Origin of the sequence: Xenorhabdus sp. KJ12.1 (assembly GCF_963876495.1) — a bacterium.
Lineage (GTDB): Bacteria > Pseudomonadota > Gammaproteobacteria > Enterobacterales > Enterobacteriaceae > Xenorhabdus > Xenorhabdus stockiae.
Genome location: NZ_CAWNQH010000138.1, coordinates 108,081 through 132,141, shown reverse-complemented (window position 1 = coordinate 132,141; position 24,061 = coordinate 108,081). Strand labels below are relative to the sequence as shown.

The window sequence follows — 24,061 nt, the reverse complement described above, 5'->3', positions numbered from 1 at the left end:
CCTAGTGACAGCTACCGGAACAATCGCAGCTCCGGTCTCTGGTGCTATTGAATGTGATTGTGATTCTGCTGCGAGCACGGCGTAATCCGACAAAAACAGCGACATTGAACAAAATGACCGCCAGAATAGTGAGTAAGCTGTTTCGTGGATGTGCCGAAAAGGTTGCAGCCTGATAAAACAGTACAGCCAGAGAATAGGCTACGTTTAACCCCCATAAAATTGAGAATGTCATCCAGCCGCGGCTGGTTTCACGGGCAATGGCACCCATCACAGAAACACAGGGAACATACAGCAGAACAAAGATCAAATAGCTGTAGGCCGCAATAGGAGAACCAAATTTGGCACTCATCACTCCCATTGAACTGCTGTCCATGTTGCCGTCGCCTTTACTGGCTTCAATCGGGTTGGACAGAGCACTCAGGGTGAATGTCTCTTTCAGGCTGTCCCATGTTTCTGTTACTGAGCCTGTCAGTTCATCCAGCAGATTAAACTCATCCGGGTTGAATGGCTGTTTAGTGATGTTTTCTGCGGTATAAAGTGTATTCAGTGTTCCGACAACCACCTCTTTTGCCATCGCTCCGGTGATAAGCCCGACTGTTGCCTGCCAGTTATCAGAATGTACGCCGATAGGATGAAGGATCGGTGTAATGACTTTACTGACCGAGGCCAGCGCTGATTCATTGATATCGTCTACTGTCTTACCAGAGAAAGAAAAGCTATTGAGAGCCCCGATAAGCATACTGGCTGCGACAATCACTTTACCTGCACGGATCACAAATCCTTTCAGGCGTTGCCAGGTCTGGATTAATAACGTTTTAGCATGAGGAACATGATAGACCGGCAGCTCCATGACAAAGGGGGATGCCTCACCACGCATAATGGTGTATTTGAGTAGCAGACCCGTCAGGATGGCAACGACAATACCGAGGATATACAGAGAGAAGACAATGCTGGCACCATGTTTATTAAAGAACGCGGCGGCAAAAACGGCAAAAATCGCCAGACGTGCGCCACAAGACATAAATGGCGCCATCATAATGGTAATCAGCCTTTCACGCGGTGCATCCAGTGTTCTGGCACCCATCACGGAAGGAACATTACAGCCGAAGCCGACAATCAGTGGCACGAAGGATTTACCCGGTAATCCCAGAGACTGCATCAGCCTGTCCATCACAAATGCAGCTCTGGCCATATAGCCGGAGTCTTCAAGAAAAGAGAGAAACAGGTACATCATGCCGATCTGCGGAACCAATGGCAGCATGGTATTGATACCGCCTCCGATCCCTTGTGCAAGGAAAATGGTCAGCCAGCCGGGGAAGTGGAGGGTATAGCCGAGCCACTGCATACCATCAATGAAAATAGCAGAGGAAGCACCATCAAAAATGGGTTGTAAAGCACCACCGATATTAATCGCCAGCACGAACATGAGATACATGACAAACAGAAAGACAGGCACGCCTAGCCAGCGATTGAGAATAACTTTGTCTATCGCCTGAGTCAGTTTATTGGGTATTGCTGAGTCAACATCCGTGACTGTCAGACACAATTTATTGATTGCCTGATAACGGGCATCTGCAATGATGAGTTCAGGTTCTTCAATCTGTTCCTGTTGCAGGCGAAGTTTACTTTCAGCCAATTGTGCCTGCGTCAGTTCTGAACGCTCAAAGCTGTATATATCTCCTTCCAGTATTTGCAAGCTGAGCCAGCGACGCTGTTGCAGATTGAAGTTTCTGCTGATCAGGTCTGCAAGGTTGTTGGCTTCCTGCAATAAAGTATCGGGGTATTGCACCAACACGGGGCGTACAGGCTGGTGGTAGTGGTCAATGGCTTTTTTAAGCGTATCTATCCCTGTTGAGCGGGTAGAGACGAGCGGAATAACCGGGCAACCAAGATGCTGCTCCAGCGCTGCAATATCAATATTGATATGCTGGCTTTTGGCGATATCCAGCATATTCAGGGCAATAATGCAGGGAATACCAAGCTCAATGAGCTGTAATGAAAGGTAGAGATTACGTTCCAGATTCGAAGCGTCAACGACATTGATGAACATATCGGCTTCGCTGCTCAGTATATAGTGACAGGCAATTTGCTCGTCAATTGAGGTTTGCTCGGAAATGGTTGTGAGAGAATAGGTACCGGGAAGGTCGACAAGGTCTATTTGATGTTTTTGGGTGGAAAAATGCCCGGTTTTGCGTTCAACAGTGACCCCAGACCAGTTACCGACCCGTTGTCGGGAGCCTGTAAGTTGGTTGAATAAAGTGGTTTTCCCAGAGTTAGGGTTACCGATTAAACCTATAGTTAATTGTTTCATCATACTTTTTACTGATCAGGAATAGTGTGCATCATTGCATTCAGTCTCAGGACTGTACGGCATCTGGACTTCATTCATTCTGCTGGATGTACTGCTAATGTGAGGAGCGCTAAGTCTTTTTTACGGAGAATAAGGTTGACTCTGCGTGTTTCTATTTGAATGGGGTCTCCCAAAGGTGCAACTCGGATAACCTGAAAAGTAGAACCGGGTAACATCCCCAGAGACAATAATTTTTGCCTGTATGCGCGATTTATCTGTGGGAAGAATCCCAGAATTTTATAGCTTTGATTTGGAGTCAGTGACATATAACACTCCGTTAAAACTCAAAAGACAGTGATTATGAGAATGATTATCCTCAATAAAGCGAAATTCACAAGGAAAAAGTATATTAGTTATTTTGGATTAAAGCGCTAATGAGAATAATATGCAATACCAATATCATCTATTTATCACTGAATAATGACGGAATAAATTGATATTAATCAATTTAATGGTGATTTAATCAAAAATTAAAGTTATGTAAAGAATATCTGAAAGGAATTAATAACAAGCTCCAATAAGAAATGGAGCTTGTTATTATCTATTTTTCTATTAATTTTTCGGTGGATAAAGAAGATCATTTAATGATACTGAGACACGGGCATCATCCTGACGTTCACTCCAGCCTGTTGAGTCGTATACCCACCATGCTTCCACTTTTAATTCATAGAAGCGGCGCATTGCATTGCCATGATAGTCAGCAATCGGGCGGGATTTTTTCTTTCTGATATTCTCATCCGGGTAAGTTTTCAGGAAGAAGTAGTCATAGGTTTCCTGTAGTTCATCGTCGGGAACCTGACGGGCGTGGCCGATGAACTGAGAGCCAGCGAGTATCAGCGATGAATCAGGCGTGGTGATACTGCTGTATATGGTACCGCTGACCCGAGGGTTGATAAGTAGTTCCTGAGAATGGCGGGTATCCTGTTTTGAATACCAGATTAAACTTAATGGATTATATTTAGGAATATAAAAGAGTGTGGATGACCAAACTGATTCGGCATTCGGATCATGAGTGGCAAGGTTGAAGAATCTTATATTGCTGAGTAAGTCAAAACTGCTTTGGATATATTTATTCATAAATTATTCCTTAACAATTTGAGTTTATTATCTGTATTTATAGTTATTTAAACGACTTATGGTTACTATTAATAATAGTGATTGAATTTTCGCAACAGATTATATTAAGTATTAATGAAGACAGGCAGTAATTTCTCCTATTTAAATTTATTAGATCGGCAATAAATTGCAGTGTGATGATGAAAATAGCATTGATTTATTAAGGTATTTTATTTTATATATGAAAATTAAAAACGATTTTCAGTGACGAATATATACAATGGACTTCAAAATACGTTGCAGACGATACAGCGACAATTTGAAAGATAAAGTGTATATATCTAACACATTTTATGCCTGACAGAACTGGCTTAATTAAGCCAGTTCTGAAAGTACACTACTGCAGGATATTAACGTTTTTTACCAAAAGCGGCTGCCAGAGCATCACTCATGGCACTGTTAGTTAATTGTGCGGAACCGGATGAACGGAAATTCTGGCGGCCTTTGCCATTTCGGTTACGTTCATTGCCATTACGTTCCTGGCGGTTATTTCCCTGAGAGTTATTACGGCGGGCCGGAGCTTCTCCCGGCTGCTCATCAAGGCGCATTGTCAGGGCAATACGTTTGCGGTTCAGGTCAACATCCATCACCTTCACTTTCACGATATCGCCCGTTTTCACTACTGTGTGTGGATCTTCCACGAATCGATCGGAAAGGGAAGAAATATGTACCAGTCCATCCTGATGTACACCGATATCAACAAACGCACCGAAGTTGGTGACATTAGTGACAGTGCCTTCCAGAATCATACCTGCACGCAGGTCATTCATGGTTTCCACACCGTCGGCAAACGTGGCAGTCTTGAACTCAGGGCGAGGATCGCGACCCGGTTTTTCCAGTTCTTTCAGAATATCGGTGACCGTCGGGATACCGAATTTTGCCGTGGTAAAATCCTGAGCTTTCAAATCGCGTAAAGCCGCTGGGTTACCCATCAGTTCCGGTAAAGTCTGCTCTGTTGTAGCCAGAATTTTTTCAACGACCGGGTAGGATTCTGGATGGACGGTAGAAGCATCCAGCGGGTTATCACCCTGATTAATCCGTAAGAAGCCCGCACATTGCAGGAACGCTTTTGGCCCGAGGCGGCGAACTTTCAGCAGCTCTTCACGGTTATTGAAACGACCGTTTTCATCACGCCAAGTGACGATATTCTGGGCGACAGAGCGGCTCAGACCTGCAACTCGGGTCAGCAGAGAAACAGATGCAGTATTAAGATCAACACCGACACTGTTTACACAGTCCTCAACCACGGTATCCAGTTTTTTGGCAAGCTGAGTCTGGCTGACATCGTGCTGGTACTGACCAACACCGATGGATTTTGGTTCGATTTTAACCAGTTCCGCCAGTGGATCCTGAAGACGACGGGCAATAGAAACCGCTCCACGCAGTGAAACGTCCAGATCAGGGAATTCCTGAGCTGCCAGTTCTGAAGCAGAATAAACAGATGCACCAGCTTCACTGACAATGACTTTCTGTGCGGTGACAGCAGGATACTGTTTCTGAACGTTGGCAAAGAAGCGTTCTGTTTCACGGGATGCAGTGCCATTACCAATAGCGACCAGCTCAACATTATGTTTGGTGCACAGCGCTGCAACCGCTGCGGCTGCTTTGTTTTCCTGACCAGTGTGCGGGTAGATGGTATCTGTAGCCAGTAATTTACCGGTTGAGTCCACGACAGCAACTTTCACCCCTGTTCTCAGACCCGGATCCAGACCCATTGTGGAACGCATACCCGCAGGAGCTGCCATCATCAGGTCATTCAGGTTACGGGCGAAGACGTTGATCGCTTCATTTTCTGCTTTTTCGCGCAGCGTACCCATCAACTCTGTTTCCATATGCAGCAGAACTTTGATCCGCCATGTCCAGTTCACGACAGCCTTGCGCCAGCTATCAGCCGGTGCGCTGTTCAGACGCAGGTTCAGGTGGTCAGTGATAATCTGCTCGCAGTAACTTTCTTTAGGGGCTTCTTCAAACTGGGGATCGGCATTCAGGGACAGTTGCAGGATGCCTTCATTGCGTCCGCGGAACATCGCAAGAGCGCGGTGCGAGGGAACAGAGGAGATAGCTTCATGATGATCGAAGTAATCGCTGAACTTAGCGCCTTCTTCCTCTTTACCTTCAACGACTTTGGCAGTCAGGTGGGCATTTTTCCACAGGTACTCACGTACTTTCACCAACAGAGACGCATCTTCAGAAAAACGCTCCATCAATATATAGCGAGCGCCATCCAGGGCGGCCTTGGTGTCTGTAACACCGTTGTCAGCATTAACGTAAGCGGCAGCGGCAGATTCCGGTTCTTGCTGCGGGTCTTGCCATAACAGGTCTGCCAGTGGCTCCAGCCCGGCTTCAATCGCGATTTGCCCACGGGTACGGCGCTTAGGTTTATAAGGAAGGTAGAGGTCTTCCAGTTCGGTTTTGCTGAGCGTGCTATTGATGACTTCAGCCAGTTCACTCGTCAGTTTACCCTGCTCTTCGATAGATTTCAGGATAGTCTGGCGGCGGTCTGACAGCTCGCGCAGATAGCCAAGACGGCTTTCAAGCTGGCGAAGCTGGGTGTCATCAAGACCTCCGGTAGCTTCTTTACGGTAACGGGCAACAAAGGGAACGGTGTTTCCTTCATCAAGTAAAGTAATAGCAGCCAGAACTTGTTGGGGCTGAGCCTGTAACTCACCGGCAATAATTCGACTTAAAGATTCATTCATAGTCTATTTTCTTCAACTTTCTCTGCGCCTGTAGATATCAGCAGATATCCGCAGACAGGGCCAGATTCATCATTTAACTGGATGCTGGCAGGGTTCAAACTTGGCTCCATTATATACGTACAGAGCGCAATAATTTCCAGTTTCTATATTTCGTCTTTCAAGTGGCTTCTTTGTTGGCTGCGCCGCATCTTGAAATCCATTGTGTATATGCCTTCTATCTTTCTTTCGGTTGTCCGTTTTGTTGCAAGGACTGAATCATCGCAGTGACTGATTATTTTCTGCTGTGATGCGACTCGGAATTTAACAGGTATAGCATAATATTTCTGTCATGTTGCGATGGAACTCATCGAATATCTGCCCGGTTAAGATATAGTACTGCGCCATTAATCATATTTTCTCAAGTGAGTTTTTCATGGGCAAAAGTAACTATATTACCCGAGAGGGCTGGCAGGCGCTTGATCAGGAACTGAAATACCTTTGGAAAACTGAGCGCCCACAAGTTACTCAGGCTGTCTCTGATGCGGCTGCATTAGGAGATCGTTCAGAAAACGCAGAATATATTTATGGTAAAAAAAGGTTAAGGGAAATTGACCGTCGCGTGCGTTTTTTATCTAAGAGACTGGATGTCTTGCAAATTGTAGACCCTGATCCGCGACAGGAAGGAAAAGTTTTTTTTGGGGCATGGGTTAAAGTCGAAAACGAAAAAGCCGAAGAATATATTTTCCGTCTGGTGGGGCCGGATGAGTTTGATCCGGCCAAAAAATGGATTTCCATTGATTCGCCGGTGGCAAGAGCGCTACTTGGCAAGCGGGTTGATGATGAAGTGACTGTAATGACGCCGAATGGTCTGGCGGTTTACTGGATTTTGGAAATCAGTTATCAGCCACCGGAAATATAAAAACAGTAGGTGTAAATCAGGGAGCAAGGAAAACAGGGATGAAAAACAGAAACATAAGTAATTATTGCCAATATTGCAAATATTCTTAAAATACATGGCGTTAGTGTTATTTTAAGGCATGGATTTTCTGTAAGAATAATGGATATTGCGGGCATGGAGCATCTTGGGAGCTGACACATGCAAGAGAGTTATAAAATACTTGTTGTTGATGATGATATGCGTTTGCGCGTATTGCTGGAACGCTACTTATCGGAGCAGGGTTTTCAAGTTCGTTGTGTTGCAAATGCAGAGCAGATGGACCGCTTATTGACCAGAGAATCTATTCGATTGATTGTACTGGATTTAATGTTACCGGGAGAAGATGGGCTTTCAATCTGCCGCAGATTAAGGAGTCAGAATAACCCGATCCCTGTCATTATGATATCTGCGAAAGGGGAAGAAGTTGACCGGATTGTCGGTCTGGAAATCGGAGCGGATGATTATCTGGCAAAGCCCTTTAATCCACGGGAATTACTGGCACGTATCCGAGCAGTGTTGCGCAGGCACTCTAATGAATTATCCGGCGCACAGACACCGGATAATGCCGTCGTAACGTTTGGTAAATTTAAACTGGATCTCGGGACGCGAGAAATGTTCCATAAAGATGAACAACTAGCCCTGACCAGTGGTGAATTTTCTGTACTGAAAGCACTGGTGTCTCATCCCCGTGAACCGTTATCGCGGGATAAGCTGATGAGTCTGGCCCGGGGCAGGGAATACGGTGCGACGGAACGTTCTATTGATGTGCAGGTTTCCCGTCTGCGCCGTCTGCTTGAAGAAGATCCGGCACATCCCCGCTATATCCAGACCGTTTGGGGATTGGGATATGTTTTCGTTCCTGACGGTAATCAAGCATAAATAGTAATAAGGTACCTGATAAGGAATAAGTGGAAGTACGTTATGAAAAAGTTCAGGCTCTCACTGCATCATAAATTATCCCGTGCTCTGGTCTGGGCACTGGCAATGCCGTTGAGCAGCCTGATGATCAGTTATCTGTCTGCCACTATGCTGGCAAGGCGGGAAGGCATCTCATTTATTGCCGTATTCCCGTATATCCTGATCAGTACACTATTGTCAGTACTCCTCGTTGCCGCAATGTGCTGGTTTTACCTTCAGGCACAAAGGCGTCCTTTGGCAGCCATACAGCAGGCAATCATCAGGACAGGAAAAGGCAAAATTATTGCACCATTACCTGAATCGGGAACATCTGGCACCCGGTCGGTTATCCGTGCTTTTAACCAAATGTCGGTGGCGCTTAAGTCGCTGGAGAATGATCGGGCTATTTTTATAGCGGGTCTCAGCCATGATTTACGTACTCCGCTGACACGGATACGGCTGGCGATGGAGCTGATTGACGGGAAAAATGATTTCCTTTGTGAGTCCGTGAATCATGATATTGAAGAGTGTAATGCAATCATTAGCCAGTTCATCGATTATCAGCGGGCCGGGCAGGATACGGCAAAAGTTCGTTGTGAATTAAATCAGCTCATTGAGGAAGTGATGAGGGCAGAAAAAGCGGCGATTGCAGATAACCTGTCTGTTATTCCGGTTTTCATTATGGCCGACCCTCTGTCAGTGAAGCGTGTACTGGCGAATATGCTCACTAACGCTCAGCGTTATGGTAATGGATGGATCGGCATCAGCAGTGGAAAAACTGAAAAATTCGGCTGGTTTCAGGTGGAAGATGATGGCGCTGGTATCACAAAGGAAGACATTGATATTTTGTTCCAGCCTTTCAGGCAGGGAAAAGCGCATAGTATGAATAACCGCCATAATCACAGTGGCGTTGGGCTGGGGCTTGCCATTATCAGCCGTATCATCGACATGCATGACGGATACCTTGATGTGGGCAGAAGTGAAAGGGGGGGGGTATCCATTCGCGCTTATATCCCACTGGCGGCTGATTCCTAGATTCCTCATTCTGAACCGCTGTCATAAAAATGTCATAATTCGTACATTTTGCTGTCATCAAAGTGACTTATTTTTCCCTCCAGAATCATCTTTTTATACTCAATAAACTTCAAGTTACAAAGGGTAAGTATGAGGCGAGTTCTTATATCTTCCCGCATCGCGGGAGATATAACACGCATCTTGAAGTTGAATTGGTATAAAACCAAACTACTACTAACAGTTGTTTTTGATGAATGATGTGTCTCTTAGCGGAGGATGTATGAAACCAATGCGTCTCACTGTAGCAGGTATGATGGCAGCAGCATCAGCTATGGTATCTGTCTCTTCATTTTCAGCAACCAGCCTGACAGGAGCCGGAGCAACCTTTCCGGCACCGATATATACCCAATGGGCTGATTCCTATCAAAAAGAAACCGGCAACAAAATCAATTATCAGGGAATTGGTTCTTCGGGGGGCGTAAAACAGATCATAGCTGGCACGGTTGATTTTGGTGCTTCAGATGCACCACTCACCGATGAAAAACTGGCATCTGAGGGTTTATTCCAGTTTCCTACTGTGATCGGTGGCATTGTGTTGGCGGTGAACCTTCCGAATATCAAATCGGGCCAACTGGTGCTGGATGGAAAAACGCTGGGAGATATCTATCTCGGCACCATTAAAAAATGGAATGATCCCGCCATTGCGAAACTAAATCCGAATCTTAAACTGCCTGATCAGGACATTGCCGTTATTCGCCGTGCGGATGGCTCTGGTACTTCATTTGTCTTTACCAGTTACCTATCCAAAGTGAATAGTGACTGGAAAACAAAAGTCGGCGCCGGTTCTACAGTGAAATGGCCGACTGGGCTGGGAGGTAAGGGCAACGATGGTATTGCCGCATTTGTTCAGCGTTTACCCGGCTCCATTGGCTATGTTGAATATGCCTATGCGAAACAGAATAACCTTGCTTATACCGGGTTGATTACCGCTGACGGAAAGACAGTTGTTCCTACTGAGGCCAATTTCAGTGCGGCGGCAAAAGGCGCTGACTGGAGTAAAAGTTTCGCGCAGGATCTGACGAATCAACCGGGCGAGAATGCTTGGCCAATCACTTCAACAACATTCATCCTGATCCACAAACAGCAGAAAAATGGCGCAAATGGTGCAGAGGTTCTGAAGTTCTTCGACTGGGCTTATGAAAAAGGAGGCCGACAGGCGAAAGAGCTGGATTATGCCGTGTTGCCGCAGGATGTTATCAAACAGGTACGCGCAGCATGGAAAAGCAATATAAAGGATGAGCATGGCAACGCTCTGTACTAGCTCTTTATCGGGTGGAAACTGATAACTCTACCCAATGGATTTCAAGTTGCATCGCGGCGGCCAGGGAGCGAATCCTCGGGAGCATAGATAGCTATGTGACCGGGGTGAGTGAGTGCAGCCAACAAAGAGGCAACTTGAAAGACGAAGGGTATCAAATGGGAATTGAACGCATGGCAGAACATAAAGCCGATGACCAAACCAGTTTGCAAAAAGCTCCGGGCAGGTATGGCGATATCATTTTCAGTGTACTGGTCAGGTTGGCTGCGTTGATGACGCTATTCCTGCTGGGAGGGATCATCATTTCGTTGTTTGTTGCTTCCTGGCCGAGTATGCAGCAGTTTGGAATAGCTTTCCTGTGGCAGAAAGACTGGGATGCGCCGGCAGAGATCTTTGGTGCACTGGTACCGATTTACGGCACATTAGTCACCTCGCTCATTGCCCTGATTATTGCCGTTCCGGTTAGTTTTGGTATCGCTCTGTTTTTGACAGAACTGGCACCAAACTGGCTGAAACGGCCACTTGGTGTGGCAATTGAGTTACTGGCGGCCATTCCCAGTATTGTTTATGGCATGTGGGGGCTGTTCGTGTTTGCTCCGCTTTTTGCCACCTATTTTCAGCAGCCTGTCGGTGCAGTGTTGTCGGGCATTCCCATTGTAGGGGAACTGTTTTCCGGCCCGGCCTTCGGTATCGGTATTCTGGCTGCGGGGATCATTCTTGCCATTATGATTATTCCCTATATTGCTTCTGTGATGCGTGATGTCTTTGAACAGACTCCGGTCATGATGAAAGAGTCGGCTTACGGCGTTGGCTGCACAACATGGGAAGTGATCTGGCATATCGTTCTGCCTTACACCAAAAATGGTGTCATCGGCGGCGTTATGTTGGGGCTGGGGCGGGCATTAGGGGAAACGATGGCAGTGACTTTCATTATCGGTAATACCTACCAGTTGGATAGTTTTTCGCTCTATATGCCGGGAAACAGTATCACCTCTGCGCTGGCAAACGAATTTGCCGAAGCTGAGCCGGGCCTGCATACTTCTGCTCTGATGGAGCTGGGGCTGATTTTATTTGTGATCACTTTTATTGTTCTCGCGTTGTCAAAACTGATGATTATGCGTCTGTCCAGAAATGAGGGGCGCTAAATAAAATGGCGATTACTGATAAACGAACAAATGGTAGTGTTGGCTCAGAAAGCCATGCCAGCCGCAACCGAAGGCAAGTTTGGCGGCGTCAGAAAAACCGTCTAGCCCTGTTTCTGTCTATGGCAACAATGGCTTTTGGTCTGTTCTGGCTGGTCTGGATTTTAATTTCTACAATCACCAAAGGCATTGATGGCATGTCTGTGGCGTTATTCACTGAAATGACACCACCACCTAACAGTGAGGGAGGCGGGCTGGCAAACGCTATCGTCGGCAGTGGGCTCCTGATTTTCTGGGCAACGGTGTTTGGCACACCTTTAGGGATTATGGCGGGGATCTATCTGGCTGAATATGGCCGTCGCTCTTTGTTGGCTGAAATGGTTCGCTTTATTAACGATATCCTGCTTTCGGCCCCCTCTATTGTGGTTGGGCTATTTGTCTACACCATAGTGGTCATGAAGATGCAGCATTTCTCCGGTTGGGCAGGGATTATTGCACTGGCTTTGTTACAAATTCCCATTGTCATCCGCACAACGGAAAATATGCTGAAACTGGTGCCGAATAACTTACGTGAAGCCGCTTATGCACTGGGAACACCGAAATGGAAAATGATCACCGCTATCACGTTAAAAGCCTCCATATCCGGCATTATTACCGGCGTCCTGCTGGCTATTGCCCGTATTGCCGGTGAAACTGCTCCTTTGTTGTTTACTTCCCTTTCTAACCAATTCTGGAGCACAGACCTCAGCCAACCCATTGCTAACCTGCCTGTCACCATTTTCAAATTTGCCATGAGTCCATTTTCGGACTGGCAGCAGCTGGCATGGGCCGGCGTTTTGCTGATTACCCTGTGTGTATTGTTGATTAATATTTTGGCTCGGGTTTTGTTTGCCAAAAAGAAATTTGCCGGTAAAAAATTCTGAAACTGAAGAGAGAAGCTGTTGATGAATAAGGTTAATAATGATGTGGCAGGGAGTAAGATTCAGGTGCGTGATCTGAACTTCTATTATGGCAAATTTCATGCCCTGAAAAATGTGACGTTAGATATTGCACAGAATAAAGTGACCGCTTTTATTGGCCCTTCAGGGTGTGGCAAGTCAACATTGCTGCGCACCTTTAATAAAATGTATGAATTGTACGGAGAACAGAAAGCAGAAGGTGAGATCCTGCTTGATGGGACAAATATTCTGGCCGATAAACAGGATATAGCTTTACTGCGGGCTAAGGTGGGAATGGTTTTCCAGAAACCGACACCTTTTCCGATGTCGATTTACGACAATATTGCGTTTGGAATACGTTTGTTTGAAAAACTTCCAAGAGCTGAAATGGATGAACGGGTGCGATGGGCACTGACGAAAGCGGCATTGTGGAACGAAACAAAAGATAAACTGCATCAGAGCGGTTATAGCCTGTCAGGAGGCCAGCAGCAGCGTTTGTGTATTGCCCGTGGTATTGCCATTCGTCCGGAAGTTTTGTTGCTGGATGAACCTTGCTCGGCCCTCGACCCGATTTCTACGGGGCGTATTGAAGAGCTTATTAGTGAACTGAAAGCGGAATATACCGTTGTGATCGTGACTCATAATATGCAGCAGGCAGCACGTTGTTCTGATTATACGGCTTTTATGTACTTGGGTGAGCTGATTGAATTCAGTGACACTGATATTTTGTTCACCACACCCAAAATGAAGCAGACCGAAGATTACATTACCGGTCGTTACGGTTGATACAGGCAGAAATGGGGTAGCTAAAGATGGACAATCTGAATTTCGGCAGGCATATCTCAGGCCAGTTCAACGCTGAACTGGAACATATCCGTACTGAACTTATGGCGATGGGCGGATTAGTGGAGGAGCAGCTTAGCAAAGCGATTCTGGCGATGCACAATCAGGATAGAGAGCTGGCTCAGCAGGTCATTGAAGACGATGAAAAAGTGAATATGATGGAAGTGGCAATAGATGAAGCCTGTGTTCGAATTATTGCCAAGCGTCAGCCGACGGCCAGTGATCTGCGCCTGATTATGGTTATCTCAAAAACCATTGCGGAGCTTGAGCGCATTGGTGATGGAGCGAATAAAATCTGTCAGACCGCGCTGGAGCGGTTTTCTCAGCAGCATCAACCGTTGCTGGTCAGTCTGGAATCTTTGGGCTGGCATACCATCCGAATGCTGCATGATGTACTGGACGCCTTTGCTCGCATGGATTTGGCTGAAGCCATTCGTATCTATCGTGAAGACAAAAAAGTGGATCAGGAATATGAAGGCATTGTCCGTCAGTTAATGACCTATATGATGGAAGATCCGCGTACTATCCCAAGTATTATGACCGCACTCTTCTGTGCCCGCTCTATTGAGCGTATCGGCGATCGCTGTCAGAACATTTGTGAGTTTATTTTCTATTACGTAAAGGGGCAGGATTTTCGTCATATTGGTGGCGATAAACTGGAAGAGCTGCTGACAAAAGGTGAGTAATTTTTATTCCAAAATAATATAAATATAGTATTTTATATTATTTCATGTGCTATGCCGAAATTGATAGCTTTTGTTAAACAATGAACAATTATTGATAACAGGGGTGTCCAATGAAATACCGCAATCAATCTCGGCGTAATCAATCCCGAATAGCACTGACTGCATTACTGACCGGTCTGGTATTGGCTTCAGGTGTCGCTAAGGCAGATAAACTTGATGATATAAAAAAAGCAGGCACAGTTCGTATTGCGGTATTTGATAGTAATCCGCCTTTTGGTTTTATCGATCCTCAAACAAAAAAACTGGCAGGTTATGATGTTGATATCGCCAATGCCATTGCCAACGATCTGGGTGTAAAACTGGAACTGCGCCCGACCAATCCCGCTAACCGTATTCCACTCCTTTCATCCAAAAAAATTGATTTAATTGCCGCGAACTTCACGATTACCGATGAACGCGCAAAACAGGTGGATTTCTCCATTCCTTATTTTGCTACGGGGCAAAAATTTATTGCACGTAAAGGCGTTCTGACTAACCCGGACGATATCGCTAAACTGCGTATCGGCGCAGATAAAGGGACAGTACAGGAAATTACGTTGCGTGAACGTTATCCAACGACCAAAGTTATCTCTTATGACGATACTCCGCTGGCATTTGCTGCATTGAGAAATGGTAATGTTCAGGCGATCACGCAGGATGATGCCAAATTAGTTGGCCTGCTGGCCAATGTGCCTGAGGCGCAAAAAGCAGATTTTGAAATCTCTCCGTTCAGCATTACCCGTGAATATCAGGCAGTAGCGGCTTCAAAAGGAGAAGCCCGCTTGGTTGATTCCGTAAACCAGACATTACTGAAACTGGAAAAAGAAGGCGAAGCCGAAAAAATTTATAACCGCTGGTTTGGCCCTGAAACAAAATCGGCTCAGCCGCGTGGTGATTTCAGATTCGCTCCGTTAAACAATCAGGCAGAGTAATAGATAGCACCTGAAATGATAGCGAAAGCCAGCCCCGTCTTTGCACGGGGCTGCGCCGTTTGTTGATATACCCGTTGTCTTTCAGGTTGCCTTTTTGTTGGCTATGCTCACTCACCCCGGTCATATGGATGAGTTTCCTTGCCGCCGCGATGCAACTCGAAATCTATAGGGTATGGGGTGAATATTATTAATATGGTGAACGCGTTATGTTTGAGCAATTTCTCGGCGAGCACTTATTGGCTTCTGAATATCTGCAATGGCTCTGGCAAGGGTTCCTGATTACGTTGTGGATCTCTGCCTGTACTATTGTTTTTTCTACTTTATTAGGTTTTGTCATTGCGGCTGCACGGGACAGCCAAATTACGCCATTGCGTTGGCTGGTCACAGCCTATACCTCGGTATTCCGTAATACACCACTGCTGGTACAACTATTTTTCTGGTATTTCGCCTCCGGCCAGATTGTGCCTCAGGCCGCTATGATCTGGCTGAATACTTCCCATGAAATCACACTGGCAGGTTTAACACTGGAATGGCCTTCATTTGAATTTCTGGCGGGGTTTATCGGTCTGACGCTCTATTCAGCGCCTTTTATCGCCGAAGAGCTGAGAGCAGGCATGCAGGGGATTGGGCGTGGGCAAAAATATGCGGCTCAGGCTCTGGGCTTAACTGGCTGGCAGGCGATGCGCTATGTTGTGCTGCCACAAGCACTGAAAATTGCTATGCCGCCCCTGTTAGGGCAGTACATGACTATCGTTAAGAACTCATCATTAACGATGGCGATTGGTGTGGCTGAACTTTCCTATGCTTCCCGTCAGGTAGAAACACAATCCCTGAAAACATTTGAAGCGTTTGGTGTTGCGACAGTGCTTTACATTGCGATTATTGCGGTGATGGAAGGCTGGGGGCAGTGGCGTCAGCAGAGAATACTGGCGAGAGGGCATTGATATGGATTTTACTGTTATCGCTGAAAACTGGCGCTACCTACTGTTGGGCACATTTCCTGACGGGCCACTGGAAGGTGCCGCATTAACACTGATAATCAGCCTGATGGCCGGAGCAATTTCCATTGTTTTAGGAATTGTGGCAGGCGTTGCACTGGCGATGCTGCGTGGTTTCTGGGTAAACCTGCTGGCGGCGGTGTTGGGTTTTTTCCGTGCTATACCGGTTATTATGCTGATTTTCTGGACTTACTTTCTGTTGCCGGTGGTATTGGGAATGGAAATTCCCGAAATTACAACGGTTGTCTGCGCACTGGCTCTGATCACCTCTTCTTATCTGGCTCACGGTGTTAAAGCAGGTATTCTGGCAATCGGAGAAGGCCAATGGCGAGCAGGGTTGTCTTTGGGCTTTAATCGCTGGGAAGTGTTGTGGCATATCGTTTTACCACAGGCTTTGCGCATGATGGTGCCTTCGTTTATCAACCAGTGGATTGCATTAATCAAAGATACCTCATTGGCTTATATTGTCGGCGTGGCAGAATTGTCATTTCTGGCAACACAGGTTAATAACCGCAGTATGGTTTACCCGATGGAAGTCTTTTTATTTGTCGCATTAGTGTATTTCGTGATGTGTTTATCACTGGAATTGACAGCGAACTATGTGGCTCGTCGTTTCTCAGTAAGGCGAGAAAGAAAGGGATTTTTCACGTTTTGGTCTAAAAAGGAATTAACGATGGTTTCTAACGCTAATATTAAATGTTAGCCAGATATTTGGCTTGTTTCACCTGTCAACTCTCCGCGATTGAAGTGGGGAGTTATTATCTCTATTATGTTTTGAGTTTAATAAAAATACCCTGAAAGGGAAGTTATTTGAATTTGAGAATATAGTATGAGTATAAAAAGTATATTAGTTAACAGTCAATTTAAAAAATTTTTAGAGTTGCATGGGAAAATAGATGAAAAGGTTAAGCATGGTGCCCCATCATTATTGGATGAGCCGGAGCTTATTAATCTAAAAAAAGAAGTATCTATTGCATCCTATTCAGGAGAAAGTTTACTACAGGCATTATTTCCAATATTGATAATTTTTTCCTATATAATACTGGTTGTTGTATTTTATGGATTCTATTTTGATTCAGATGTTACTGGTTTCCAACGTTCTGCTAATATATTTATTATTTCCTCTACTTCGGCTTTAACCCTATACGCATATAAAGGCCATCTCTTAGCTTTAAAGACATTGAATGTGCTGAATACATTAGGTATTGTTTTTGCAATATTTATATTCATGCTTGATTATTTTGTCTATTATATGCATCACGAGTGGCATTTGTTAATAATAGTGGTTTTTAACTTTTTCACTAATCGAGTTATTATTAATAGCCACCATTTTTCTCATAGTATGAAGGAAAACTTATGGTATAAGATAAATAATGATCTCCTGCAAAATAAGATAAATAAATCAATAGAAAAAAAAGAAATTGAATCTGATGTTAATAATAAAAAAAGGAGTGTGTTAAAAATAATTTGGCAATATTGCATGTTAAATGAAAATATAAGAAAAACCTTTCAAGAAATTAATGTGCTAAATCAGAGGGTAAAAAATAATGACAAGAATTTGCTGAATGATAACAAGTTAAGTAAATATAATGGGTTGTTATTGTTCAGTATAAATAAAAAAGTATTGATAAAAACAGTGTTATCTATGATTTTATTGGTTAAGGCTTATGTAATGACAGCATTTATATTGCTATCTAGTCTGGATAACAAAAATGATCTTCCTATTTTGTTTTTTATTATCGCATTAGTGTTAATATTTTCTTCTTTCTCTGTTTTACTAACGCACAAAGGCGTTGTTTTTGGTTTTAAGATGCTGATTTCTACACATTATCTCTTTTTTGTATTATTTTTACTATTATTGGGGTTGAAGTTTATTGTGGGAATAATAGAATATAGAAATATTTCTTTATATATTATAGTAATAGATTTTTTACTGGCATTTTTTATGTTAAATACTCGAAACTATAACTATTCTCTCAGAGAACTACATTATTTTTTGGCATGGCATCGGATGATTATGAAATTATAGTATTTCTGGTAAACAATCTTGCAACGGTGATACTCTAGGATCGAGTGGAGCATTACTTAGCTGTTGCAAGATGGGATATTGGCTAATGATATATTTGAAAAGTAAATTCTTTTATATTTTGCAAGGTTTTTCCACTAATGATATAGCTGAAAAGCTACGACTCTCAGCCAGAACACTCGCGAATCATATTCAAAATGTATATAGAAAAACAGGGGTAAAATGTAAAAAAGATTTAGTGGCATATTGTTATGAAAATAACATTGCTAACTATATCCCTGAAAGTTTTTTCAGGGAATCACAGTCTATTACTTTTGAAAAATAATTATTCACATATGTCTGAAAAGCATACTCTATCATGGGATAGGTGGGATTCTGGGCATAAAAATATTAATTCCACCTTTTCATGAGCGACAAGTTGATGTGCTGTATTCGGATAAATACAGAAAATAGATCCTTGGGAGAACTGCCTTTTTTGGACATCATGAATATCATTATTTACTACTTCACCTGTCCAGATTTCGCCTTCACCAGAAAGTATTATGTACCATTCATCTCCGTTGCTGTGGTTATGGCACCCAACTTTTTTACCTGCATTAATAGACGTGGCATAAGCATTTAAGCCTTCTTTTTTTATCATGTGCCTGACAGAAATACCCACTGCATCATCTTTGATGGCTTCTTCTGTAGAAAAGCTAGCAAAATCTATCACAATTACATCCTTATATTTAAAATGAGAACTTTTTACTCTTTTTTGATTGAGTATTAAAACTTAACATTTATTCATGTGTAAAAAAATAATTTTTTTTAATTATCAGAATTATGTCTCATTTATATTAAATGTTTTGCTATTTTTACCTACATTGGGGGATGAGTATTTTTTTCAGAATGGGTAGCAATATATACCAGTGTTATTGGCTATTAGATGAAGGTTTAATCCTATATTTCATAAATCTCTCCTCAATATTGTTATATGTTATGGTTGCGGTGACAATGACGATAAAATAGATGCTTAATGCCAGTAAATTATTGAGAAAAATATTACCGGTAGTCAAGTTTCTCCTTCCTGCGATGAGCTGAGTTAACTCTATGCCCGTTTTTTTCTGAATAATAAACATTATTGTTGTAATAATTAATATTACTGCCACATGAACCATATAAAGAGAATAAGATATTTTACCTAAATGCTGCATGTATTTATTAAGGAAAAAAGAGGAAATAATACCTCTTTGATATGCCAGGGTGAAAATAGTAAGGCAATAAATAACAGTGCAGATTATTTGCTTGGCTTCATATTGGGAATTGACAAAATAAATGAGAAACACCACACAGAGAATTTCTAAAATAGTTGCCGTAATAGTGCTTATTTTTATATCAGAGAAAATACTGAAAATACTATAGGTAAATGCTCCAGCAAAAAAACTTGATACTCCTCGTGTAACAGCTTGTTGTAATATAGGGTTGCCACTGACAAGCAGCCATAAAGTGGCTACAGATATTAATAGCCATATTAGAGGAGCGATATTCATTTTTCTAAAAGTAATAATGGTTAAATACAGTATAATATATGTATAGAATTCGACACTAAGACTCCACGTAGGGTAATTAAAAGTCAGATTGAGATAATGTGTTGTGGGAGTCCATGATTGAATTAAAAAGAGATTGGGTAAAATCTCCGAGGGCGCAGTTCTGCCGGTAAATGGTGTTGTATCAAAATGAATGCCAACGTTTTTTTGAATCAATAATCGACAAAATTCCAGAAATATAAATATCAATAACATTAATATGTGAAGAGGGAATATTCTGAAAAAACGGGAAGATATATATGGAGTAAATTTTACATCTCTATATGCATAGGTATGTGTCAGTACAAATCCACTAAGTACAAAGAAAAGCTCCACAATAATATAACAGGTACGAAAAAAATGAAGTTCGGTAAATGCACCAACAATATGTAAATGACCAGTCACAACAATTAAAGCACCGATTCCTCTGACCGCATCCAAAGATTCAAATCGCTTCATCATATCCATCTCATTCAATATGTAAATTTTAACTATGTACAATTAAAAATAATTATTTTTAAATAAAATTAATATATTTAGTGACTTCATAGTATGTAAAAAGGAGATTAATAACCGCTATAAAAAAGTGGCCGGAGTTATCTTTTATCTTAATATGTTTTATCGTTAGCGTGTGGCAACCTAAATAGGCATTGAAGCCAATATCTGCATAATGCTCACAAATTTTCGATATGGTCAAGTTTCATTTGTTTCAATAACCATGATTTATATTTGAATTAACTTAATGAATTTTTTTGATGTGACGGTTCTATATGATTATTCGAAATAATTTGAAAGTGGCGTCCTCAGTAATGATTGCTTACGCCACTTTTTAAGATAAATTAGCTGTGCTTTTTCGGGGTAAACAACGCAATTATGGTAGCGCTTAACAATAGCAATGCGCCTGATATGGTTAAAACGGACAGAAATGCGCTATCAAAGGCCAGTTTTGCTGCCTGAAGCAATGATAAAGCCATATCGCCCTTTAGCCCTTCTGCGACGATAATCGCTTCATCAATACTATTCTGTAATGCATTACTGACTGATTCTGATACAGGGATATCAGCTGGTAGGGTAAATGCTGCTGTATAAATTGCTACCAACAGGCTACCGAGTACAGCAACCCCAATCAGACCTCCAAGTTCATAGGCAATTTCTTCAATTGAGGCTGCTGTACCTGCGCTATGCTCGGGGGCGCTGAACATGATGGAGGTAGAAGCTGCTGTCATCGCAGCACCGACACCAAATCCAATCATGGAGAATGTCGTGATTTGTACCAACATTCCGGACCGGAAGCCAATGAGATAGCCAAAAATACCTAATCCTGCCAGAAAAAGTGAAAGCCACATAATTCTTCCTGAACCCAATTTGGGTATAACAAGACCCACTAATGGCCCGGCAACGAAAGAAGCTAATGGGATAGGTAAAATAAATAATCCTGCCTGTAAAGGCGATAAACCAGCAATAAGTTGCAGCCGCTGACTGACTATTAATTCAACTCCCATCAGGGCTGCGGTGCTAACAAAAGCGGTCGCGACACCGGTAGCAAAACCATAGGATTTTAATGAAGTAAAGTCTATGATCGGTGCAGGTGAACGACGTTGCCGATAAACGAACATCATCGTGAATATCATCCCGATTGCACTGGCTATAATGGCAGTTCCCATTGATGGGGCTTGTTTGCTGATTTCTTTGAGAGCAAAAGTAATGCCAATCAGCCCGATCATAATTTGGACGGAGGCCAGCAGATCGAATGTGCGTTGTGGGTTACTCTGGCTTTTCGTAATAGTGAATAGAGCGAATATCAACGCAATAATGACGATTGGGACGTTGATCAGGAAAACGGAACCCCACCAGAAATATTCCAGCAGTATTCCACCTATGACGGGACCGAGTGCCGCGCCCCCCGCAGCAACAGCGGACCAGATACCGATGGCAAGAGCGCGTTCTCCGGGTTCTTCGAAAACCTGACGGATTATTGCGAGTGTGGCCGGCATCATCATTGCGGCACCGATGGCAAGTATCACTCGTGCACAGATCAACATACTCGTATTTGGAGAAAATGCTGCCATCATTGAAGCAATACCGAATACAGCTAATCCGGTAGTAAATAATTTTTTGGCACCAAAGCGATCACTTAGAGCACCCGCTCCGGGAAGCAGGCCTGCAATGGTTAATGAATAAGCATTCATGATCCATAACTTCTCAGTGGAAGATGCTCGTAAATCGTATGTTAAACGTGGTAAAGCTGTATAGAGGACTGTCATGTCGATGACAATCAGCAAAAGTGCACTGGAAATAACAGCCAGCACAAGCCAGCGAGTATTTGATTTCATGAAAGAACTCATCAGTGTGGTTTAGGGAGCCTGTATCGCCAACCCTTGACGGTACAAATTGCGCACATTATAAATACATACGTATTGAATTAAAAGAGAGTAATAATGGGACGACGTAAAACAATTGACCGGAACATTCTGTTGGATGCAGCAGAACAAATTGTCACCACACATGGGGCAGCGGCCCTTACCATTGATGCGGTAGCAAAAGCCGTCGGGATCACTAAGGGTGGGGTTCAATACAGTTTTAATACGAAAGATGCGCTTATTGAGGCGATGTTTGAACGTTGGGGGCTTGGCTACGAGGAACAATTCTACAAAATAGCCGGAGAAGCTCCTGATCCACTGACTGCAATACGTGCGCACATTGAAGCAAGTAAATGTTCCGATGAAGTGTCATCGGCGAAAGCAGCGGGGCTGATGGCATCGTTATTGCAAACACCGGAACATCTGGAATCAACCCGTGACTGGTATCGTGAGCGCATCGCTAATTTGGATACAACAACAGCAGAAGGTCGTCTGGCCCGTTTAGCTTTTTTGGCGACAGAAGGTGTATTTATTTTACGTTTCTTTGGCTTGATGGATATTGGTAAGGATGAATGGGCGGATATTTTCAGCGATATTCTGGAGATGGCACCTTCTGAAAATAGTGAATAAAAACAGCGCCCATTAGTGTAGTTCGTTAATAATCACTTTGTGATATAACTTATTGATTGTACTCATGGCAATCGTTTTCTTTTTTGATCTTTTAGGATAACGATTTATTTTGATTTCCTGTAGGATGAATCGAAAACTTCATCTGTTTAGGAATAAAACATTAATGAGTACACTCAATTCAGGCTCTGCAAATAGTCAGGGTTTACTTCAGCGCGTGTTTAAACTGGAAGAGCATGGTACAACAGTTCGCACCGAGATGATTGCGGGGCTGACAACCTTTCTGACGATGGTTTATATCGTCTTTGTGAACCCACAAATTCTGTCTGTTGCCGGAATGGATATTAAAGCTGTATTTGTCACAACCTGCTTAATTGCTGCACTTGGCAGCATTATGATGGGGATAGTGGCTAATTTACCTGTTGCGGTTGCGCCTGCTATGGGTCTGAATGCATTTTTTGCCTTCGTTGTTGTTGGTGCTATGGGTGTTTCGTGGCAGGTTGCGATGGGCGCAATTTTCTGGGGTGCTGTAGGGCTGCTGATCCTGACGATTTTCCGCATCCGTTACTGGATGATAGCGAATATTCCCGTGGGGCTGAGAGTCGGTATCACCAGCGGTATCGGGCTTTTTATTGCTATGATGGGTCTGAAAAATGCCGGCATTATTGTACCGAATCCAGATACGATCGTTTCTATTGGTAACTTTACTGCTCATAACGTCCTGTTGGGAGCGCTGGGCTTTTTTATCATTGCTATTTTAGCAGCACGTAATTTCCATGCCGCAGTATTGCTGTCCATCGTAATAACGACGGGGATCGGGTTTATGCTGGGGTATGTGGAATATCAGGGAATTTTTGATTTGCCACCCAGTGTTATGAGTGTTGTCGGGCATGTTGATGTGAAAGGCGCGCTGGATATCGCATTAGTCGGGATTATTTTTTCTTTTATGCTGGTGAACCTATTTGATTCATCCGGTACGCTGATTGGTGTGACCGATAAAGCCGGCCTTGCTGACAGTAACGGTAAATTCCCGCAGATGAAGCAGGCTCTGTATGTTGATAGCATCAGCTCAGTGGCAGGTTCTTACATCGGCACTTCTTCGGTAACCGCTTTTGTAGAAAGTTCTTCTGGCGTCTCTGTGGGTGGCCGTACTGGGTTAACCGCTGTCGTCGTTGGTATTTTATTCCTGCTGGTGATGTTTATTTCTCCACTGGCCAGTATGGTTCCGGCTTATGCTACGGCGGGTGCGCTGGTTTATGTCGGCGTTTTGATGACATCCAGCCTGACACGGGTAAAATGGGATGATCTGACGGAATCCGTTCCGGCATTTATCACCGCTGTTATGATGCCATTCAGCTTCTCAATTACTGAAGGTATTGCACTGGGCTTTATGGCTTATTGCGTGATGAAACTGGGAACAGGAAAATGGCGGGAGATAGGCCCGTGCGTTATTGTTGTCACGTTGCTGTTTGTGCTGAAAATGGTATTTGTCGATGCCTGATAATTATAATCTCAGTTAAACCGAGTACCGAGCAATATAAAAAAAGCCTGATGTATCAGGCTTTTTTATAGAAATTATACAAAATATTTTTCTA

22 protein-coding genes are annotated in these 24,061 nt (G+C 43.5%); 15 read left to right on the top strand and 7 right to left on the bottom strand.

Annotation, left to right across the window (positions count from 1 at the left end):
- Window position 1: 1 nt before the first annotated feature.
- The 4 genes from feoB to AACS92_RS21460 form a co-directional block, all read right to left on the bottom strand.
- A complete protein-coding gene (feoB, locus tag AACS92_RS21475; protein ID WP_099109574.1) occupies window positions 2–2,311 on the bottom strand; it encodes a Fe(2+) transporter permease subunit FeoB in 2,310 nt (769 codons plus the stop codon).
- Between the two features lie 74 nt (window positions 2,312–2,385).
- Window positions 2,386–2,616 carry a ferrous iron transporter A gene (gene feoA, locus AACS92_RS21470; RefSeq protein WP_099109533.1) on the bottom strand — a complete coding sequence of 77 codons (231 nt, stop codon included), beginning with the start codon at window positions 2,614–2,616 and terminating at the stop codon, window positions 2,386–2,388.
- A 286-nt stretch (window positions 2,617–2,902) separates the two neighbouring features.
- Window positions 2,903–3,427, bottom strand: a complete 525-nt coding sequence (locus tag AACS92_RS21465) for a pyridoxamine 5'-phosphate oxidase family protein (protein ID WP_099109532.1) — start codon at window positions 3,425–3,427, stop codon at window positions 2,903–2,905.
- A gap of 389 nt (window positions 3,428–3,816) precedes the next feature.
- Window positions 3,817–6,165 (bottom strand): Tex family protein, encoded by a 2,349-nt coding sequence (locus AACS92_RS21460; RefSeq protein WP_099109531.1) that lies wholly within the window; start codon window positions 6,163–6,165, stop codon window positions 3,817–3,819.
- A gap of 412 nt (window positions 6,166–6,577) precedes the next feature.
- On the opposite strand from AACS92_RS21460, the gene greB reads away from it, so the two are divergent.
- From greB to AACS92_RS21395, 13 genes are all read left to right on the top strand, one after another.
- A complete protein-coding gene (gene greB / locus AACS92_RS21455; RefSeq protein WP_099109530.1) occupies window positions 6,578–7,063 on the top strand; it encodes a transcription elongation factor GreB in 486 nt (161 codons plus the stop codon).
- Window positions 7,064–7,240: 177 nt separating this feature from the next.
- Window positions 7,241–7,960 carry an osmolarity response regulator transcription factor OmpR gene (ompR, locus tag AACS92_RS21450; RefSeq protein ID WP_099109529.1) on the top strand — a complete coding sequence of 240 codons (720 nt, stop codon included), beginning with the start codon at window positions 7,241–7,243 and terminating at the stop codon, window positions 7,958–7,960.
- A 42-nt stretch (window positions 7,961–8,002) separates the two neighbouring features.
- On the top strand, window positions 8,003–9,013 hold the full coding sequence (locus tag AACS92_RS21445; protein WP_099109528.1) for an ATP-binding protein: 1,011 nt from the start codon (window positions 8,003–8,005) through the stop codon (window positions 9,011–9,013).
- A 259-nt stretch (window positions 9,014–9,272) separates the two neighbouring features.
- Entirely contained in the window at window positions 9,273–10,313 is a 1,041-nt protein-coding gene (gene pstS, locus AACS92_RS21440; protein WP_099109527.1) for a phosphate ABC transporter substrate-binding protein PstS, read from the top strand.
- 155 nt (window positions 10,314–10,468) lie between these two features.
- Window positions 10,469–11,455, top strand: coding sequence for a phosphate ABC transporter permease PstC (gene pstC, locus AACS92_RS21435; RefSeq protein WP_099109526.1), 987 nt, complete (start codon window positions 10,469–10,471; stop codon window positions 11,453–11,455).
- Between the two features lie 5 nt (window positions 11,456–11,460).
- Window positions 11,461–12,375 (top strand): phosphate ABC transporter permease PstA, encoded by a 915-nt coding sequence (gene pstA, locus AACS92_RS21430; RefSeq protein WP_099109525.1) that lies wholly within the window; start codon window positions 11,461–11,463, stop codon window positions 12,373–12,375.
- Window positions 12,376–12,396: 21 nt separating this feature from the next.
- Window positions 12,397–13,176 (top strand): phosphate ABC transporter ATP-binding protein PstB, encoded by a 780-nt coding sequence (gene pstB, locus AACS92_RS21425; RefSeq protein ID WP_099109524.1) that lies wholly within the window; start codon window positions 12,397–12,399, stop codon window positions 13,174–13,176.
- Window positions 13,177–13,202: 26 nt separating this feature from the next.
- Window positions 13,203–13,919: a phosphate signaling complex protein PhoU gene (gene phoU, locus AACS92_RS21420; RefSeq protein ID WP_099109523.1), complete on the top strand. Its 717-nt coding sequence runs from the start codon at window positions 13,203–13,205 to the stop codon at window positions 13,917–13,919.
- A gap of 110 nt (window positions 13,920–14,029) precedes the next feature.
- Window positions 14,030–14,890 (top strand): ABC transporter substrate-binding protein, encoded by an 861-nt coding sequence (locus tag AACS92_RS21415; RefSeq protein ID WP_099109522.1) that lies wholly within the window; start codon window positions 14,030–14,032, stop codon window positions 14,888–14,890.
- A 206-nt stretch (window positions 14,891–15,096) separates the two neighbouring features.
- Window positions 15,097–15,834: an amino acid ABC transporter permease gene (locus tag AACS92_RS21410; RefSeq protein ID WP_099109521.1), complete on the top strand. Its 738-nt coding sequence runs from the start codon at window positions 15,097–15,099 to the stop codon at window positions 15,832–15,834.
- Window position 15,835: 1 nt separating this feature from the next.
- Window positions 15,836–16,591: an amino acid ABC transporter permease gene (locus AACS92_RS21405; protein ID WP_099109520.1), complete on the top strand. Its 756-nt coding sequence runs from the start codon at window positions 15,836–15,838 to the stop codon at window positions 16,589–16,591.
- A 126-nt stretch (window positions 16,592–16,717) separates the two neighbouring features.
- The gene (locus tag AACS92_RS21400) at window positions 16,718–17,917 is read left to right on the top strand and encodes a hypothetical protein (protein ID WP_099109519.1); all 1,200 of its coding nucleotides are present in this window, start codon (window positions 16,718–16,720) and stop codon (window positions 17,915–17,917) included.
- A gap of 70 nt (window positions 17,918–17,987) precedes the next feature.
- Window positions 17,988–18,239, top strand: a complete 252-nt coding sequence (locus AACS92_RS21395; protein ID WP_099109518.1) for a LuxR C-terminal-related transcriptional regulator — start codon at window positions 17,988–17,990, stop codon at window positions 18,237–18,239.
- Here AACS92_RS21395 and AACS92_RS21390 read toward each other — a convergent pair whose 3' ends face one another.
- The 3 genes from AACS92_RS21390 to AACS92_RS21380 form a co-directional block, all read right to left on the bottom strand.
- Window positions 18,240–18,626: a cupin domain-containing protein gene (locus tag AACS92_RS21390; RefSeq protein ID WP_099109517.1), complete on the bottom strand. Its 387-nt coding sequence runs from the start codon at window positions 18,624–18,626 to the stop codon at window positions 18,240–18,242.
- A 199-nt stretch (window positions 18,627–18,825) separates the two neighbouring features.
- A complete protein-coding gene (locus tag AACS92_RS21385; protein ID WP_193756903.1) occupies window positions 18,826–19,941 on the bottom strand; it encodes an acyltransferase family protein in 1,116 nt (371 codons plus the stop codon).
- A gap of 377 nt (window positions 19,942–20,318) precedes the next feature.
- Window positions 20,319–21,812 carry an MFS transporter gene (locus AACS92_RS21380; protein WP_099109515.1) on the bottom strand — a complete coding sequence of 498 codons (1,494 nt, stop codon included), beginning with the start codon at window positions 21,810–21,812 and terminating at the stop codon, window positions 20,319–20,321.
- 105 nt (window positions 21,813–21,917) lie between these two features.
- Between AACS92_RS21380 and AACS92_RS21375 the strand changes: the two genes are divergently transcribed.
- Together AACS92_RS21375 and AACS92_RS21370 are read left to right on the top strand one after the other, a co-directional pair.
- On the top strand, window positions 21,918–22,469 hold the full coding sequence (locus tag AACS92_RS21375; protein WP_099109514.1) for a TetR/AcrR family transcriptional regulator: 552 nt from the start codon (window positions 21,918–21,920) through the stop codon (window positions 22,467–22,469).
- A gap of 163 nt (window positions 22,470–22,632) precedes the next feature.
- Window positions 22,633–23,967: an NCS2 family permease gene (locus tag AACS92_RS21370; protein WP_099109513.1), complete on the top strand. Its 1,335-nt coding sequence runs from the start codon at window positions 22,633–22,635 to the stop codon at window positions 23,965–23,967.
- Window positions 23,968–24,061: the final 94 nt, after the last annotated feature.

Excerpts from the sequence above, each read along its gene's own strand:
- AACS92_RS21380 (WP_099109515.1), bottom strand. The coding sequence starts at position 21,812 with ATGAAATCAAATACTCGCTGGCTTGTGCTGGCTGTTATTTCCAGTGCA.
- feoA (WP_099109533.1), bottom strand. The coding sequence starts at position 2,616 with ATGTCACTGACTCCAAATCAAAGCTATAAAATTCTGGGATTCTTCCCA.
- AACS92_RS21385 (WP_193756903.1), bottom strand. The coding sequence starts at position 19,941 with ATGATGAAGCGATTTGAATCTTTGGATGCGGTCAGAGGAATCGGTGCT.
- AACS92_RS21400 (WP_099109519.1), top strand. The coding sequence starts at position 16,718 with ATGAGTATAAAAAGTATATTAGTTAACAGTCAATTTAAAAAATTTTTA.
- pstS (WP_099109527.1), top strand. The coding sequence starts at position 9,273 with ATGAAACCAATGCGTCTCACTGTAGCAGGTATGATGGCAGCAGCATCA.
- phoU (WP_099109523.1), top strand. The coding sequence starts at position 13,203 with ATGGACAATCTGAATTTCGGCAGGCATATCTCAGGCCAGTTCAACGCT.
- AACS92_RS21415 (WP_099109522.1), top strand. The coding sequence starts at position 14,030 with ATGAAATACCGCAATCAATCTCGGCGTAATCAATCCCGAATAGCACTG.
- greB (WP_099109530.1), top strand. The coding sequence starts at position 6,578 with ATGGGCAAAAGTAACTATATTACCCGAGAGGGCTGGCAGGCGCTTGAT.
- AACS92_RS21370 (WP_099109513.1), top strand. The coding sequence starts at position 22,633 with ATGAGTACACTCAATTCAGGCTCTGCAAATAGTCAGGGTTTACTTCAG.
- pstC (WP_099109526.1), top strand. The coding sequence starts at position 10,469 with ATGGGAATTGAACGCATGGCAGAACATAAAGCCGATGACCAAACCAGT.
- AACS92_RS21465 (WP_099109532.1), bottom strand. The coding sequence starts at position 3,427 with ATGAATAAATATATCCAAAGCAGTTTTGACTTACTCAGCAATATAAGA.
- pstA (WP_099109525.1), top strand. The coding sequence starts at position 11,461 with ATGGCGATTACTGATAAACGAACAAATGGTAGTGTTGGCTCAGAAAGC.
- AACS92_RS21375 (WP_099109514.1), top strand. The coding sequence starts at position 21,918 with ATGGGACGACGTAAAACAATTGACCGGAACATTCTGTTGGATGCAGCA.
- AACS92_RS21395 (WP_099109518.1), top strand. The coding sequence starts at position 17,988 with ATGGGATATTGGCTAATGATATATTTGAAAAGTAAATTCTTTTATATT.
- feoB (WP_099109574.1), bottom strand. The coding sequence starts at position 2,311 with ATGAAACAATTAACTATAGGTTTAATCGGTAACCCTAACTCTGGGAAA.
- AACS92_RS21445 (WP_099109528.1), top strand. The coding sequence starts at position 8,003 with ATGAAAAAGTTCAGGCTCTCACTGCATCATAAATTATCCCGTGCTCTG.
- AACS92_RS21410 (WP_099109521.1), top strand. The coding sequence starts at position 15,097 with ATGTTTGAGCAATTTCTCGGCGAGCACTTATTGGCTTCTGAATATCTG.
- pstB (WP_099109524.1), top strand. The coding sequence starts at position 12,397 with ATGAATAAGGTTAATAATGATGTGGCAGGGAGTAAGATTCAGGTGCGT.
- AACS92_RS21405 (WP_099109520.1), top strand. The coding sequence starts at position 15,836 with ATGGATTTTACTGTTATCGCTGAAAACTGGCGCTACCTACTGTTGGGC.
- ompR (WP_099109529.1), top strand. The coding sequence starts at position 7,241 with ATGCAAGAGAGTTATAAAATACTTGTTGTTGATGATGATATGCGTTTG.
- AACS92_RS21460 (WP_099109531.1), bottom strand. The coding sequence starts at position 6,165 with ATGAATGAATCTTTAAGTCGAATTATTGCCGGTGAGTTACAGGCTCAG.